Origin of the sequence: Halobacterium sp. CBA1126, from assembly GCF_009741975.1 — an archaeon.
Lineage (GTDB): Archaea > Halobacteriota > Halobacteria > Halobacteriales > Halobacteriaceae > Halobacterium.
In genome coordinates this window covers 1-13,717 of sequence record NZ_WPCF01000070.1, presented here as the reverse complement: position 1 = coordinate 13,717, position 13,717 = coordinate 1, and the positions used below count along the sequence as shown (strand labels likewise).

Sequence of the window (13,717 nt, the reverse complement as noted above, 5' to 3'; positions counted from 1 at the left end):
TTCGTCGCGGGCGTCGGGCTCGCCGCCTCGTTTCCTCGACTGGCCGGGCGGCGCGCTCGCCGCGCGCGCCGCCACCGGGTTTCGCGGTGCTCGCGGTCGCCGCGTTTCGCCGCGCGCCGCCACGGCGTCGACCGCCCCGAACTCGACGTCCTCGCGGGCGTCGCCGGCGCAGGCCTCGCGCTCGCCGCGGCCGTCGGCGTGAACGCCGCCACAAGTGGGCTGCCGCGGGGCCCCACGGTCGCGTTACTGGCTGGACTGGGCACCGTCGGCGCGAGCGTGGCGGCGCACGCGGGCCTGACCGCCGAGGAGGTCCGCGCCCGCGAGCGCCGCCTCCTCGTCGGCGGCGGCGTCTCACTCGCGGCGCTCGTGTTCGGGTCGCTGCTCGCCACCGTCGCCGTCGGGTTCGTCCCCGAGACGCCGCTCGCGACCGTCACCGTCAACACCGCGGTCGCGAGCCTCGGCTACGGGCTCGCCGGCGTCGCGTTCGTGAAGTGGTACGACGGCGGCCTCGACGTCGCGAAACCCTCGCGGCGAGACCTGAAAGTCGCGGGCGTCGGCGTCGTCGCCATCTTCGCCGTCCACTACGCGCTCGTCGGCCTCGTCCTCTTCTTCGACCTCCCGCAGACCAGCCACACGCTCGTCGAGACCGCTCGCGACCACCCCGAGATTCTGCCCGCGCTGGTCGTCCTCTCGTACCTCGCGGTCGGCCCGGGCGAGGAGCTGCTCGCGCGCAACGGCGTCCAGAAGTACCTCTACGGCGCGTACTCGCGGCGCGGCGCGGTCGTCGTCGGCTGTCTCGTGTTCACCGGTGCGCACGTCCTCGCGTACGCCGGCACGGGCGCGACGCCGGGCGCGGTGCTCGTGACGCTCGCGCGGCTGTTCGTCGTCTCGCTGGTGCTCGGCGCCGCCTACGAGCGCACCGACGACCTGTTCGCGCCGGTCGTCGTCCACGGCACCTACGACGCCGTCCAGTTCGCGGCGCTCTACGTCACGGTCGCGTGACGGCGGCCGCCCGTCTGACGCCGGGCTGACTAAGTATTACGGGGCGTGCTACCGAATACTATGACATGCCGCGGAAGTACTCCGTCGTCTGCGGTGACTCCCTCGCCGCCGACGTCGAGGAGCTGGCGCGGGAGTACGGGCTCTCCGAGCAGGAAGTGCTGCGCCAGCTCATCGAGAACGGGCTCGAAGCCGTCGACGAGCGCGGGGCGCCCGAGCAGGGCGACTAACGGGGGTTCTTGCGCGCGAGGTCGCTGCCGCAGACCGGGCACCGCTCCTTCGACTCGTCGAACTCCCGCCCGCAGCCCTGACACTGGAAGCGCCAGTCGCGGCGCTCGCTGATGCCGTCCTGTTCGATGACGTCGACGCCGACGCCGAGTTCGTCGGCCGCGTTCTGGACCGCGTAGTCGTCCGTGACGACAGTGCCGTCGAGTTCGTACGCCGCCGCGAGCAGTCGGAGGTCCGTCTCGGAGAGGACGTCGAGGTCGCCGGTCGTGCGCGCGGCGTCGCGGGCGGCGGCGAGCGCGGCGTCGCCCGGCACCTGCACCTGCATGCCGCCGCCCGCCATCGCGTCGTAGCGGTACGCCGCAGCGTCCTCCAGCTCCTCCCGGACGGCGGGAATCGAGGCGGTCTCGCCGCCCGGGTCGTAGTCGTGGATGAACGCGGAGGCGTCGAGGACCTTCACTATCGCTGCACGACGATGTAGTCCTTGACCGCCTGCACGCGCCCGACGGGCACCCGGTAGTGGCCCTCCTCGTCGGTGGGGAAGTCGACGGTGACGTTCGAGTCCTCGAGGGGCTCCACGAGGAGGTCCTCGAGTTTCCCGCTCTTGAGGTCCATCGTGATGTTGTACAGCATGCCCAGTTCCGTGCCGTCCGACCCCATCACGGCCTTCCCGGAGAGGTTCTCGGCGAGGATGTCGGCCATACCCGGGAATCTCGGCTGGGAATCACATAAACCCCGCGGGGTCGTCGGACGCGCGACGCACGTCGCCGCGGTCGTGACGATGGAATTATACGCCACCGCCCGCTCTGTTCGCCCAACAACCGTTCTCTCGGAGGATTCTACTATGTCCGACGCAGACACCACCGAAGACCCCGGGGAGCTGCGGACGCCCATCGTCGCGGTCCTCGGCCACGTCGACCACGGGAAGACCAGCTTGCTGGACAAGATTCGCGGCTCCGCGGTCATCGAGGGGGAGGCCGGCGCCATCACCCAGCACATCGGCGCGACGGCCGTGCCGCTGGACGTCGTCAGCGAGGTCGCGGGCAGCCTCGTCGACCCGACGGAGTTCGACCTCCCCGGGCTGCTGTTCATCGACACGCCCGGCCACCACTCGTTCTCGACGCTGCGCTCGCGGGGCGGCGCGCTCGCCGACATCGCCATCCTCGTCGTCGACGTCAACGACGGCTTCCAGCCCCAGACCGAGGAAGCCATCCGCATCCTGAAGGACACGGGGACGCCGTTCGTCGTCGCCGCGAACAAGATCGACACCATCCCCGGCTGGAACCCCACGGAGGACGCGCCCGTCCAGCAGACCTACGAGAACCAGTCCGACCGCGTGCGCAGCCAGCTCGACGAAGCCCTCTACGAGCTCATCGGCGAGCTCTCGGGCGCGGGGTTCTCCTCGGACCTCTACTGGCGCGTGCAGGACTTCCAGTCGAACATCGGCGTCATCCCGGTCTCCGCGGAGACCGGCGAGGGCGTCCCCGACCTCCTCACGGTGCTGATGGGGCTCGCCCAGCGGTACATGAAGTCCGAGATGGAGGTGAACATCGACGGCCCCGGCGCCGGCACCGTCCTCGAGGTCAAGGACGAGCGCGGGTTCGGGACGACGCTGGACGTGATTCTCTACGACGGCACCATACGGCAGGGCGACGAGATCGTCGTCGGCGGCACCGACGACACCATCGTCACGGAGGTGCGCGCGCTCCTGAAGCCCCGCGAGCTCGCCGAGATTCGCACGGAGAAGCGCTTCGACGACGTGGAGTCGATGCAGGCGGCGGCGGGCCTGAAGATCGCGGCGCCCGACCTCGACGACGCGATGGCGGGCGCGCCGGTCCGCGTGGTCGGCGACCGCGACGTCGACGCGGTCGTCGAGGAGGTCGAAGCCGAACTCGCGGAGGTCGCCGTCGAGACCGCGGAGGAGGGCGTCGTCGCGAAGGCGGACACCCTCGGCAGCCTCGAAGCGCTCGCGAACGCCATGGCGGAAGCCGAGATTCCCGTGATGTCCGCGGAGGTCGGCGACATCGCGCCCCGGGACGTGGCGATGGCGACGACCGCCGACGACGACAAACACCGCACCATCCTCGGGTTCAACGTCGACGTCCTCGACGACGCCGAGCGGAAGGCCGATGAGGAGGACGTCCGCATCTTCGACAGCGACGTCATCTACCAGCTCGTCGAGGACTACGAGGAGTTCGTCGAGGAGCGCGAGCGCGCCCAGCAGGAGGCCATCTTCGAGAACATCGTCCGGCCCGCGCGCTTCCGCATCCTCCAGGACCACGTGTTCCGCCAGAACGACCCCGCGGTCGTCGGCGTCGAAGTGGTCTCCGGGACGCTCAAGCGCAACACGCCGGTCGGGCTCATCGAGGGCAACGAGCTGGAGCGCGTCGGCGTCGTGAAGGGCATCCAGGAGCAGGGCGAGGACGTCGACGAGGCGCGCGCGGGCAACCGCGTCAGCGTCTCCATCGACGGCCCCACCGTCGGCCGCGACATCGAGGAGGGCGACGAGCTCTGGGTCGACCTCCCCGAGAAGCACGCGAAAGTCCTCGAACAGGAGCTCACCGACGAGATTCCCGCGGACGAACGCGAGGCGCTCAAGCAGTACCTCGAGATTCAGCGCAAGCGCGACCCGTTCTGGGGGAAGTAGCGCCGCTCGGCAATCGTCGACTGGCCTACGGGAGAGAAGCGGTCGCGACTACCGCGCGGTCTGCGGGACGTCGTCGCCGAGCGCGCGCTTGACCTGGAGCGCGGCGCTGGCGGCGAGGCCGCGCGCGACCTCCTCGCGGTCGTCGTCGGGGATGAGGTCGTCGTCGGCGACGCCGTCGAACTCCGGGGTGAATCCGGCGCTGACGGGGTTGCCGGCGGGCGGCCGGACGGCGACGGTGACCTGGACGCCGTTCGACCCCGAGCTGATCTCGGAGCCGACGACGTACTCGTCGGGCAGGAAGTCCCGCGTGCGGGCGGCGATCTGGGAGATGCTGTCCTGGAGCGCGCGCCGCTGGGTCCCCGTGAGGTCCGGGGCGGGCTCCGACGGCTCGGCACCACTGTACGGCGTGTTCCCGTGCATTCGCTGCTAGTAGGGGGTTCCCACGTAAAGGCTTTTTACTGTGGGAAGTTCTCGCACGCGGTCCGGGTCAGCGCCGCGACGGGAGGTCCGCGAGCCACGGCGGGAGCGTCTGCCAGCAGCCGTAGCGCTCGACGGCGCGGACGGCGCCCCAGTAGGCGACGCCCGCGAGCGCGAACCCGCCGACGACGTCGGTCACCCAGTGGATGCCGAGGTACATCGTCGCGACGGCGACGCTGGCCGCGAGCAGCCCCGCGACGACGAGCCAGCCGGGGTACTCGCGGCGGGTGCGCCACGCGAACAGCGCCACGGTCACGGACAGCGACGTGTGCAGCGACGGGAAGACGTTCGTCGGGAGGTTCACCTCCGCCGTGAGGTGCTGGGCGGTCGGGTGGGTGGTGAACAGCAGGGAGTCCGCGAGCCCGGGGATGACGTTCCGCGGGCCGTAGGAGACGAACAGCACGTAACAGACCAGCCCGAGGCCGTAGTTCAGGCCGTACGCCGCGAGCAGCTCCGCGAGGCGCTCGCTGCGCTCCAGCGCGAAGTACGCGAGGACGGGGAACACGAGCAGGAAGACGTAGCCGTAGAGGTAGACGAACACGAAGTACTCCGTCACCGCGGGCGTCGCCAGCGACTGGATGGTCGCGATGGTCGCGCCCTCCAGCGAGTAGATGAGCCCGCTGACGTTCCACTGCAGGTACCACGACAGCTCCGGGCCGACCGTGAGCGCGAGCCGGCGCATCCCGAGCACGACCAGCAGCGGCAGCACGTACGGCGCCACACCGACGAGCCGGCGTCTGGCGTCGCCGACCGCCGCGGCGAACCGCCGCGGCCCGACTTCGATGGCGACGCCGACGGCGAGCATCGCGAGCACGTACGCCGCCAGCGTGAGGAAGGTCTCCAGCAGGACCATGTCAGCGGTGGAGGTTCCCGCCGTCGTCGTAGGTGTAGCCGGCGTCGCGGAACAGTTCGCGGGCGCGCTCGGCGTCGAGGTCGCCGTCGCTCCCGGGGAACGGCCCGAGGAGGCGCTCGTTCGGGTCGACGCCGTCGACGTCCCAGCCCGGGAGGACGGGCGCGTCGCTCGCGGCCGCGTAGCCGGCGAACACCGACGCCGCGGCGTGCTCGCGGTCGTGGAGGCGCGCGAGCACCTGTCGGAACCGGAAGTCCGACAGCGGCGCGCGCCGGACGTTGTAGCCGACGACGCAGAGCTCCGAGGGCGGCGCGGTCGCCGGCTCGACGCCCGCCGCTTCGCCGGCGCGGTCGAAGGCGTTCACCGGGAACTGGTGGACGGTCGTGTCGAGGCGGCCGTCCGCGAGCGCGGCGACGGCGTCCTCGCCGGAGGGCGCGTACCGCGCGACGACGCCCTCGCCGTCCAGCGCGGCGGCGTACGGTTCGAGGTCGGGGTCGTCGGCGGTCGCGAGGAAGTGGTCCTCGTACGGCGTCAGCGTCACGGACTCGCGTTCGGTCGCGCTCTCGAAGGCGAGCGGGCCGCTACCGACGGGCTGGCGGTTCTCCCAGACGAGCGCGTGGGTGACGCGGTCGTCGACGAGGTCGGTCCGGTCGCGCCACTCGGTGGCGGGGAGGACGGGCAGCGTGAGCACGCGCTCGGCGGTCCGCTCGTGGGCGTCCTCGGTCAGCGAGAGGCGGACGGTCCGCCGGTCGACCGCGCTCGCGGACGCGACCAGCGACGTCCGGCCGCGGTACCGCGTCGCCGGCACGGGCGAGGGCGCCGCGCCCATCGACGTGTCCGAGAGGAACGCCATCGTGAACGCGACGTCGGCCGCGGTCACCGGGGTGCCGTCGTGGAACCGCTGGTCGGCGCGGAGCGTCACGATCAGGTCGTCGCCGTCGAACGCCCAGGACGCGGCCGCCCACGGGAGCAGCGAGTCGCCGTCGCGGGCGGGCCGCGCCAGCGGGTCGTACAGCAGCCCGAGGAGCTGGCGGTTCCACCGGAACTCCCCCGCGACCGGGTTGCGGTTCTCTGTGACCTCCGCCGAGAAGATGCCCGCGCGCAGCGGCCGGTCGAGGTCGACGGCCGCGAGCTGGCCGAGCAGCGAGAGCGGGCGCTCGGTCGTCGTCCCCGCGCCGACGCGAGGTCGGTCCGGCGCGCGGTGAGGAACTCCGGCACGGCGACCACGGTGAAGGGGACGCGTTCGGCGTACGCCTCGAGGACGTCCCCGAGCGCGTCCGCCGGGCCGTCCGTGCGCATCGCCGCGAGCGTCTCGTCGAGTTTCGGGCTGGCGATTCCGAACGGGTTCTGCCAGCCGGACTCCGGCGCGAACGTCGAGTGCAACAGCGGGTACAGCGTGTCCGGGTGGCTGAGGTGGGGGTGTCTCCCGACGAACACGTCGAAGTCGTGGTTGATGAGGGCGTCGAGGAACAGCTGGGACTGGGCCTTCGGCTCGAAGGAGGCGTCGACGCGACCGCGTTCAGCCGGTCGGTGAGCCGGCGGCCGACCGTCGTCGCCGCGCGGTCGTCGTCCGCGGGCGGCGCGTTCACCGTGAGGGAGACGCGCTCGCCCGGGCTGTACCGGTCGCGGTACTGAGTGCCGCTGCAGCCCGCCAGCGTCGCGGCGGTCGCACTCGCTGCGGCGAGAAACGACCGTCGGGAGTGGAGTGTCGAGTTCATGTCGGAGACGGCCACACGGGCAGTGTGGCGGCGGTCGACGCGTCGCCCGAGCGTCGGCAGTCGCGCGCCGCGGGTGGCAGGCCGAGAGGGCGGTCGGTCGGTGTCCTAGTCGTAGCGGTAAGCCGTAGCACGCCTTATGTGTTCGGGAGTCCGGGCGCGGTCACAGAATCGGTTCGCTGTCGCCGAACGCCGCGACGACGACGGCGGCGGCGTACTCGCCGGCGTCGGCGCCCGTGCTGGTCGCGCGCACCGTCGCGTCGTCGAACGACCAGTCACGGAGGTCCATGCCCGCCTCGATGCCGGCGCGCACGCGGGCTTCGACGTCGGCGGCGTCGGTGTCGCCGGCGACCTCGTAGAACAGCCCCGGGCCCGCGTCGCTCTTCGCCCACGCGAGCGCGCGCTCACGTGGCGCGGGCCGGCGGCGTTGGCGTGCGCTTCCACGACCGTCAGGCGGTTGCCGGCGGGACCGAGGTCGGGCGCGGTGCCCGCCACCTCGACGTCGGCGTCCGCGGGAATCACGGACGAGACCGTGACGAGGTTGTAGTTGTGGACGCCGGCGTCCGCGAGCGCGGCGTCGTAGGCCGCCATCTCCGTCGGGGCCGTCCCCGTCCCCCAGACGACTCTGATGGTCATAGCGACACCTCAGAGCGCGCCACACAAGAGCGTTCCAGTCCGGGCTACCGGATGTAGCTCGGGTAGCTCGGGCCGACCTCCTCCTCGCCCTCCGCGACGAGCTTCTCGTAGGCGGCGTCGAAGTCCTCGCGGCGGACCACGTCGCGGTCGTCCCGGATGGCGAACATCCCCGCCTCGGTGGCGAGGCTCGCGAGCTGCGCGCCGGAGAAGCCGTCGGTCTCCCGCGCGAGCTCCGAGAACTCCACGTCGTCGGCGACGTTCATGTCGCCCGCGTGGATCTCGAGGATGCGCTCGCGGGCCTCCTCGGTGGGGTTGGGCACCTCGATGAGGCGGTCGAAGCGGCCCGGCCGGAGAATCGCCGAGTCGAGCATGTCGAAGCGGTTGGTCGCGGCGATGATGCGGACGTCGCCGCGCTCGTCGAAGCCGTCCATCTCCGAGAGCAGCTGCATCATCGTCCGCTGGACCTCGGCGTCGCCGGAGGTCTTCGAGTCCGTGCGCTCGGCGGCGACGGCGTCGATCTCGTCGATGAAGATGATGGCGGGCTCCTTCTGGTCGGCGAGCTCGAAGAGGTCCCGGACGAGCCGCGACCCCTCGCCGATGAACTTCCGGACGAGCTCGCTGCCGGCCATCTTGATGAACGTGGCGTCGGTCTGGTTCGCGACGGCCTTCGCGAGCATCGTCTTCCCCGTCCCGGGCGGGCCGTGGAGGAGCACGCCGCTCGGCGGCTCGACGCCGACCTTCTCGAACTTCTCGGGGTTGACGAGGGGGTCCTCGACGGCCTCCCGGACCTCCCGGAGCTGGTCGTCGAGACCGCCGATGTCCTCGTACTCGACGGTCGGCGACTCGTCGACCTCCATCGCCTGCGCGCGGGCGTCCGTCTCGTCGTCGAGGACGCGCTGCACGCTGAACGAGTCGTTGATGGCGACGCGGTCCCCCACTTCCAGTTCGTCCGCGAGCCGCGGGGACAGCTCGGTGAGGACCTCCTGGTTGTTGCCGTGCTGCTTGATGACGGCGCTGTCGTCCTCCGGCAGGTCTTCGACCGTGGCGAGGTACAGCGACGCGGTCTTCAGCGTCTCGTTCTCCCGCTGGAGGCGGTCGACCTCCTCGCGGAGCTCTTCGCGACGCGACTCGACGTCCTCCAGCTGGTCCTGGAGCTGCTCGTGGACGTCGAGAATCTCCCGGTAGTGGTCCTGGAGCGCGTCGAGGTGTTCTTCCGGCGACGACTCGGGGTCGACGTCGAGCGTCGGCCGGTCAGGTAGTGAAGGACTACGCGACATTCGTTGCCGGTCGTAGGGGCCGCGCGTAGAAGTTCCTTTGGGTAGGCGGAACGCCTACCGGCGGTCGGGCGTCAGACGCTCGCAGTCCGGAGACGCCGACTGTGAGCGTCAGAGCAGGCGTTCGGCTTCCTCCAGACGCTGGTCGTAGACGTCGAGCGCGCGCTCGATGGGGTCGCTGGTGGACATGTCCACGCCGGCGGCCCGCAGCAGCTCCAGCGGGTACTCGCTGGAGCCCCGCTGCAGGAAGTCCAGGTACCGGTCGGCGGCGGGCTGCCCCTCCTCGAGGATGTCCTGGACGAGCGCGACGGCCGCCGAGATGCCGGTGGCGTACTGGAAGACGTAGAAGTTGTAGTAGAAGTGCGGGATGCGCATCCACTCGCGGCGGATGTGGTCGTCGACGACCGCGTTCTCGTAGTAGGCCGCCTTGCGCTCGCCGTACACCTCGTCGACGCGGTCCGGCGTGAGCGCCTCGCCGTCCTCCGCCAGCGAGTGCAGGCGGTGTTCGACGTCCGCGAACAGCGTCTGGCGGTACAGCGTCGACCGGAACCGCTCGAGGTACTCGTTGAGGATGTGCTTGCGGAACCGGTCGTCCTCGACCGTCTCGAGGAGGTGGTTGACGAGCAGCGCCTCGTTGACCGTGGAGGCGACCTCCGCCACGAAGATCTCGTAGTCCGCGTAGACGTACGGTTGGGCCTCGCTGGTGTACTGGCTGTGGAGGCTGTGTCCGAGCTCGTGGGCGAGCGTGAACATCGAGGAGATGTCGTCCTGGTAGTTCATCAGGATGAACGGCTGGGTGTCGTAGGTGCCGCCGGAGTACGCGCCCGAGCGCTTCCCGCGGTTCTCGTAGACGTCCACCCACCGGGAGTCGAGGCCCTCCGCGACGCGGTTCTGGTAGTCCTCGCCGAGCGGCGCCACCGCCTCGACGACGTGTTCTTTGGCCTCCTCGTAGGGAACTTCGGGGCTCTCGGAGTCCACGATGGGCATGTAGAGGTCCCACATCTGGAGGTCGTCGACGCCGAGCGCCTGCCGCTTGAGGTCGGCGTGGCGGTGGAGCTTGTCGAGGTTGTCGTCGACGGTCTCCACGAGGTTGTCGTACACCTCGGTGGGGATGTTCGCTCCGTCGAGGGCGGCCTCCCGGGCGGTGTCGTAGTTCCGCGCCTCCGCGAGCTTCACGTCCTTCTTGACCTGGTTCTTCATCGTCGCGCCGATGGTGTTCCGGACGTCGCTCATCGTCTCGTAGAACGACTCGTGGACGGTCTGCCGGAACTCCCGGTCGGGCTCCTTCAGGAGCTTCGTGAAGTTCGCCTGCGAGATCTCGACGGCCTCCCCGTCGGGGTCCTCGACGGTCGGGAACTCGAGGTCCGCGTCCGTCAGCATGTTGTACGCGTCGCTGGGCGCACCCAGCACCTCGCCGAGGTCGCTCAGCAGCTCCTCGACCTCCGCGGAGCGCGTGTGCGGCTTCATCCGCAGCACGTCGTCGAAGTAGTGCTCGTAGGTCTCCAGTTCGGGCTCGTCCTCGACGAGCGCCTGCAGTTCCTCGCGCGTGCAGTCCTGCAGTTCGGGGTCGAAGAAGGAGCTCGCGCTGGAGACGTCGGCCATCAGGCTCGAGGCCCGCGCCCGGAGCGCCTGATACTGCTGGTCGCGGGTGTCCTCGTCCGAGCGCATGCGGGCGTACGCGGACACCTTCTCGGCCTCGCGGTGGATCTCGTCGCGGAGCTGGAGGGCCTCGAGGAGGGTCTCGCCGGACTCCGTGAGCCGCCCCTCGTAGGCTTCGAGGTCCTCGAGGCGGTCGGCGACGTCCTCGTAGGCGGCCTCCCAGTCGTCGTCGGTCGCGTAGATGCTCTCGAGGTCCCACGTGTGTTCCTCGGACAGCTCGCTGCGTTCGGGAACGCTGCTCATGGCCCAAACGTTCGGTGCAGGGCGGTTAAACGTTGATGAACGGCGGAGCCCTCGCCCGCGAACGAGGCCCGCGTTTTTGCCGTTCGGGCACGAACGGACCCACATGACAGAGGACGCAGCCGACGCCGCGCTCGGGCGGGCGTGGCGCGACGACACCCCGTGGCGGGTCCTGACCGCGCTGACGGAGGGCGACGACCGGCTGGCCGGCCACGAGGGCGAAGCCGCGGCCGCGGAGCTGGCGGGCCGGGCGTTCCTCGACGCCGGCGCCCGCGACGCCCGCGTCGAGACGTTCGCCCTCCCGGTGTGGACGCGCGGCGACTGCTCGCTGGCCGTCACCGACCCCGTCGAGCGCGAGTTCCCCGCGTTCGCCCTCCCGTACTCGCCGGCGGGGGAAATTGCGGACGCGCCGCTCGTCGACGCCGGCCACGGCACCGAGGGCGACTTCGCCGAGGTGGACGCCGAGGGTGCGGTCGTGCTCGCGTCGACGGACAGCCCCGCCGGCGGGCGGCTCGTCCACCGCATGGAGAAGTACGGCTACGCGGTCGACGGCACCGCCGCGGGGTTCGTCTTCTACAACCACAGGGACGGCCAGCTGCCGCCGACCGGGGCGCTCCGGTTCGGGCGCGAGGGCGAGATTCCGGCCGCCGGCGTCTCGAAGGAGACGGGCGCGTGGCTCCGCGAGTACGCCGACCGCGGCGGCCGCGTCGCGTTCGCGGTCGACGCCAGCACGGAACGGGGAACCGGGACGAACGCCCACGCCGTCCTCGGCCCCGACACCGACGAGGAGGTGCTCGCCCTCGCGCACCACGACGCCCACGACGTCGCGGAGGGCGCCCTCGACAACGGCTGCGGGGTGGCGACGCTGGTCGCCGCGGCGCGCGTGCTCGCCGACCTCGACCTCGACTGCCGGGTCCGCGTGGCGACCGTCGGCGCCGAGGAAGTCGGCCTGCTCGGCTCCGCCGCGCTCGCGGACGCCGTCGACCTCGACGCCGTGCGCGCGGTGGTGAACGTCGACGGCGCGGGCCGCTACCGGACGCTGCGCGCGTTCACGCACGGCACCGACGCGTTCGCGGGCGTCCTCGAGGACGTGAGCGAACGCGCGAACCGCCCCATCGAGGTCGAGGAGACGCTGCACCCGTACAGCGACCACTGGCCGTTCCTCCGGCGCGGCGTCCCCGCGGTCCAACTGCACAGCGTCACGCCCGAGCGCGGCCGCGGCTGGGGCCACACGCCCGCGGACACCCGGGACAAGGCCGACTCCCGGAACCTCCGCGAACACGGCGCGCTCGCCGCGCTCCTCGTCCAGACCCTCACCCGGCGAACGGTTCCGCGTCCGGAGGACGACGAACTCCGCGAGACGCTCGCCGACGCGGGGATGCGGCCCGGGATGGAGGCCGCGGACGTCTGGCCGGCCGACTGGGACTAGATGGCGTCCGCCACGTGGCCGGCGGCGCGCGCTCTCGCGCGGCGGCCCTCGCGCAATTCTGCGAACATCTCCCGCGTCGCCGCCGCGGCCGCCTCGTCGACTTCGAACTCGAGGTCGTAGGCCACGTCGTCGAGGACGAGCGGGCCGGGCACCGCGGGCGTCACGCCCGCCGGCCCCTCGACTGGTTCGGCGGCGAGCAGGCGGTCGATTCGGTCGAAGCCCGCGCCGCCCGCGACCTCGCGGACGAGCGCGACGACCCGACGCACGAGTTCGCGGCAGAACCCGCTCGCGCGCAGCGTCACCACGATGAAGTCCCCCTCGCGCTCGATACCGCCAGCGAGCTCCCGGACGGTGTTCTCGTCGTCGGGCGTGAGGTTGTGGAAGTCGTGCTCGCCGAGCAAGCGGTCGAGCGCGCGGCGCGCCCGCCGGTCGTCCGCCGCGTCAGCGAGCCAGAAGTAGCGGTACGCCCGCCAGTGCGCGTCGTGGGTCGCGTGGAACTCCGCGGGCGCGTCCGCGGTCGCCCACGCGAGCAGCGGCCCGGAGAGTTCGCCGTTCAGCGCCGGCGGCGTGAGCCACTCGGGCGCGTCGAACGCGATAGTCTGCGCGCGAGCGGAGACGCCCGCGTCGGTGCGGCCGGCGGCGGCGTACCCGTCCGGCTTCTCGCCGTCGAAGACGTCGAGGCGGCGGAGCGCGCCGAACAGCTCTCCCTCGACGGTGGTGACGTCGGGCTGGCGCTGGAAGCCGTGGTACGGCCGGCCGTCGTAGGCGACGCGGAACGCGCGGCGGGGCATCTACTGGAAGTCGGCGAGCGTCGGGCGGTCCCGGTCGCCGGGGAAGTCCTCGAACGGAGCTGTGGTCTGGTCGCCGCTCTCCATGTCCTTGACGGTGACCTCGCCGTTCGCGAGGTCCTGCTCGCCGACGATGACGACCGTCTCGGCGCCGATGCTGTCGGCGTAGTTCATCTGCGCGCCGAAGCTCCGGTCGGCGACGTCGGTCTCGACGACGTGGCCGCGGTCGCGGAGGTCGCCGGCGACGCGGGCCGCCTCTTCCTCCGTGTCCCCGACCTGGAGGACGTAGTAGTCCGTCGAGAGGTCGCCCTCGGGGGCCACGCCGGCGTTCTCCAGCAGGAGGTTGAGGGTGGCGTGGCCGGCCGCGACGCCGACCGCGGGCGTCGGCTGGCCGCCGAACTCCTCGATGAGGTCGTCGTAGCGGCCGCCGCCGAACACCGAGCGGCCGACGTCGCCGGTGGCGTCGAAGCACTCGAAGACGACGCCCGTGTAGTAGTCGAGCCCGCGGGCCGTCGTCAGCGAGACGTCGCAGTACTCCCGGACGCCGAGGTTCTCCGCGGCCTCGAGGACGTTCCGGAGGTTCCGGACGGCGTCCGCGACGCGCTCGGTGCCCGCGAACTCGACGAGCGCGTCGAGGTCGTCGCCCGCCAGCAGGTCGTCGAAGCGCTCGGCCTGGTCGTACGTGAGGCCGGCGTCGGCGAGGCCGTCGAGGTACTCGGCGCGCTCGATTTTCGCGCGCTTGTCCACGACGCGGATGGCGTCCTCGGTGTCCACGTCG

15 protein-coding genes and 1 pseudogene are annotated in these 13,717 nt (G+C 71.5%); 5 read left to right on the top strand and 11 right to left on the bottom strand.

Translation table 11 applies throughout. The features are described from left to right. The coding region (locus GJ634_RS10455) for a CPBP family intramembrane glutamic endopeptidase (protein ID WP_157502742.1) at positions 1–1,002 on the top strand (1,002 nt) is incomplete at its 5' end. 65 nt (positions 1,003–1,067) lie between these two features. Continuing rightward, entirely contained in the window at positions 1,068–1,229 is a 162-nt protein-coding gene (locus GJ634_RS10450) for a ribbon-helix-helix protein, CopG family (RefSeq protein ID WP_157502741.1), read from the top strand. Here GJ634_RS10450 and GJ634_RS10445 read toward each other — a convergent pair. Further along, positions 1,226–1,684, bottom strand: a complete 459-nt coding sequence (locus GJ634_RS10445; RefSeq protein ID WP_331714107.1) for an NOB1 family endonuclease — start codon at positions 1,682–1,684, stop codon at positions 1,226–1,228. The genes GJ634_RS10450 and GJ634_RS10445 overlap by 4 nt on opposite strands. Then, the gene (locus tag GJ634_RS10440) at positions 1,684–1,926 is read right to left on the bottom strand and encodes a PRC-barrel domain-containing protein (RefSeq protein WP_157502740.1); all 243 of its coding nucleotides are present in this window, start codon (positions 1,924–1,926) and stop codon (positions 1,684–1,686) included. The genes GJ634_RS10445 and GJ634_RS10440 overlap by 1 nt, the downstream gene beginning before the upstream one ends. A 142-nt stretch (positions 1,927–2,068) precedes the next feature. Between GJ634_RS10440 and infB the strand changes: the two genes are divergently transcribed. Next, entirely contained in the window at positions 2,069–3,871 is a 1,803-nt protein-coding gene (gene infB, locus GJ634_RS10435; RefSeq protein WP_157502739.1) for a translation initiation factor IF-2, read from the top strand. Positions 3,872–3,919: 48 nt separating this feature from the next. On the opposite strand, the gene GJ634_RS10430 is transcribed toward infB, so the two are convergent. The 4 genes from GJ634_RS10430 to GJ634_RS16120 form a co-directional block, all read right to left on the bottom strand. After that, positions 3,920–4,291 (bottom strand): DUF5811 family protein, encoded by a 372-nt coding sequence (locus GJ634_RS10430; protein WP_157502738.1) that lies wholly within the window; start codon positions 4,289–4,291, stop codon positions 3,920–3,922. Between the two features lie 67 nt (positions 4,292–4,358). Next, positions 4,359–5,201 carry a phosphatase PAP2 family protein gene (locus tag GJ634_RS10425; RefSeq protein WP_197425485.1) on the bottom strand — a complete coding sequence of 281 codons (843 nt, stop codon included), beginning with the start codon at positions 5,199–5,201 and terminating at the stop codon, positions 4,359–4,361. A gap of 1 nt (position 5,202) precedes the next feature. After that, the gene (locus GJ634_RS10420) at positions 5,203–6,120 is read right to left on the bottom strand and encodes an ABC transporter substrate-binding protein (protein WP_331714106.1); all 918 of its coding nucleotides are present in this window, start codon (positions 6,118–6,120) and stop codon (positions 5,203–5,205) included. A gap of 2 nt (positions 6,121–6,122) precedes the next feature. Then, positions 6,123–6,635, bottom strand: a complete 513-nt coding sequence (locus tag GJ634_RS16120; RefSeq protein ID WP_231737017.1) for a hypothetical protein — start codon at positions 6,633–6,635, stop codon at positions 6,123–6,125. Between GJ634_RS16120 and GJ634_RS10415 the strand changes: the two genes are divergently transcribed. Beyond that, the gene (locus GJ634_RS10415) at positions 6,618–6,833 is read left to right on the top strand and encodes a hypothetical protein (RefSeq protein ID WP_157502736.1); all 216 of its coding nucleotides are present in this window, start codon (positions 6,618–6,620) and stop codon (positions 6,831–6,833) included. The genes GJ634_RS16120 and GJ634_RS10415 overlap by 18 nt on opposite strands. A gap of 243 nt (positions 6,834–7,076) precedes the next feature. On the opposite strand, the pseudogene GJ634_RS10410 reads toward GJ634_RS10415, so the two are convergent. The 3 genes and pseudogenes from GJ634_RS10410 to pepF form a co-directional block, all read right to left on the bottom strand. Further along, positions 7,077–7,549 (bottom strand): annotated as a pseudogene (locus GJ634_RS10410) (pyruvoyl-dependent arginine decarboxylase). Between the two features lie 44 nt (positions 7,550–7,593). Continuing rightward, positions 7,594–8,826, bottom strand: a complete 1,233-nt coding sequence (locus tag GJ634_RS10405; protein WP_157502735.1) for a proteasome-activating nucleotidase — start codon at positions 8,824–8,826, stop codon at positions 7,594–7,596. 108 nt (positions 8,827–8,934) lie between these two features. Next, positions 8,935–10,725, bottom strand: coding sequence for an oligoendopeptidase F (gene pepF, locus GJ634_RS10400; protein ID WP_157502734.1), 1,791 nt, complete (start codon positions 10,723–10,725; stop codon positions 8,935–8,937). A 103-nt stretch (positions 10,726–10,828) separates the two neighbouring features. Here pepF and GJ634_RS10395 point away from each other — a divergent pair, with 103 nt between their 5' ends. Then, positions 10,829–12,151 (top strand): M28 family metallopeptidase, encoded by a 1,323-nt coding sequence (locus GJ634_RS10395; protein ID WP_157502732.1) that lies wholly within the window; start codon positions 10,829–10,831, stop codon positions 12,149–12,151. Here the strand turns inward: GJ634_RS10395 and truA are convergent. Further along, entirely contained in the window at positions 12,148–12,942 is a 795-nt protein-coding gene (truA, locus tag GJ634_RS10390) for a tRNA pseudouridine(38-40) synthase TruA (RefSeq protein WP_157502730.1), read from the bottom strand. The genes GJ634_RS10395 and truA overlap by 4 nt on opposite strands. Then, on the bottom strand, positions 12,943–13,717 hold a 775-nt coding region (locus GJ634_RS10385), incomplete at its 5' end, for an ATP phosphoribosyltransferase regulatory subunit (protein ID WP_197425484.1).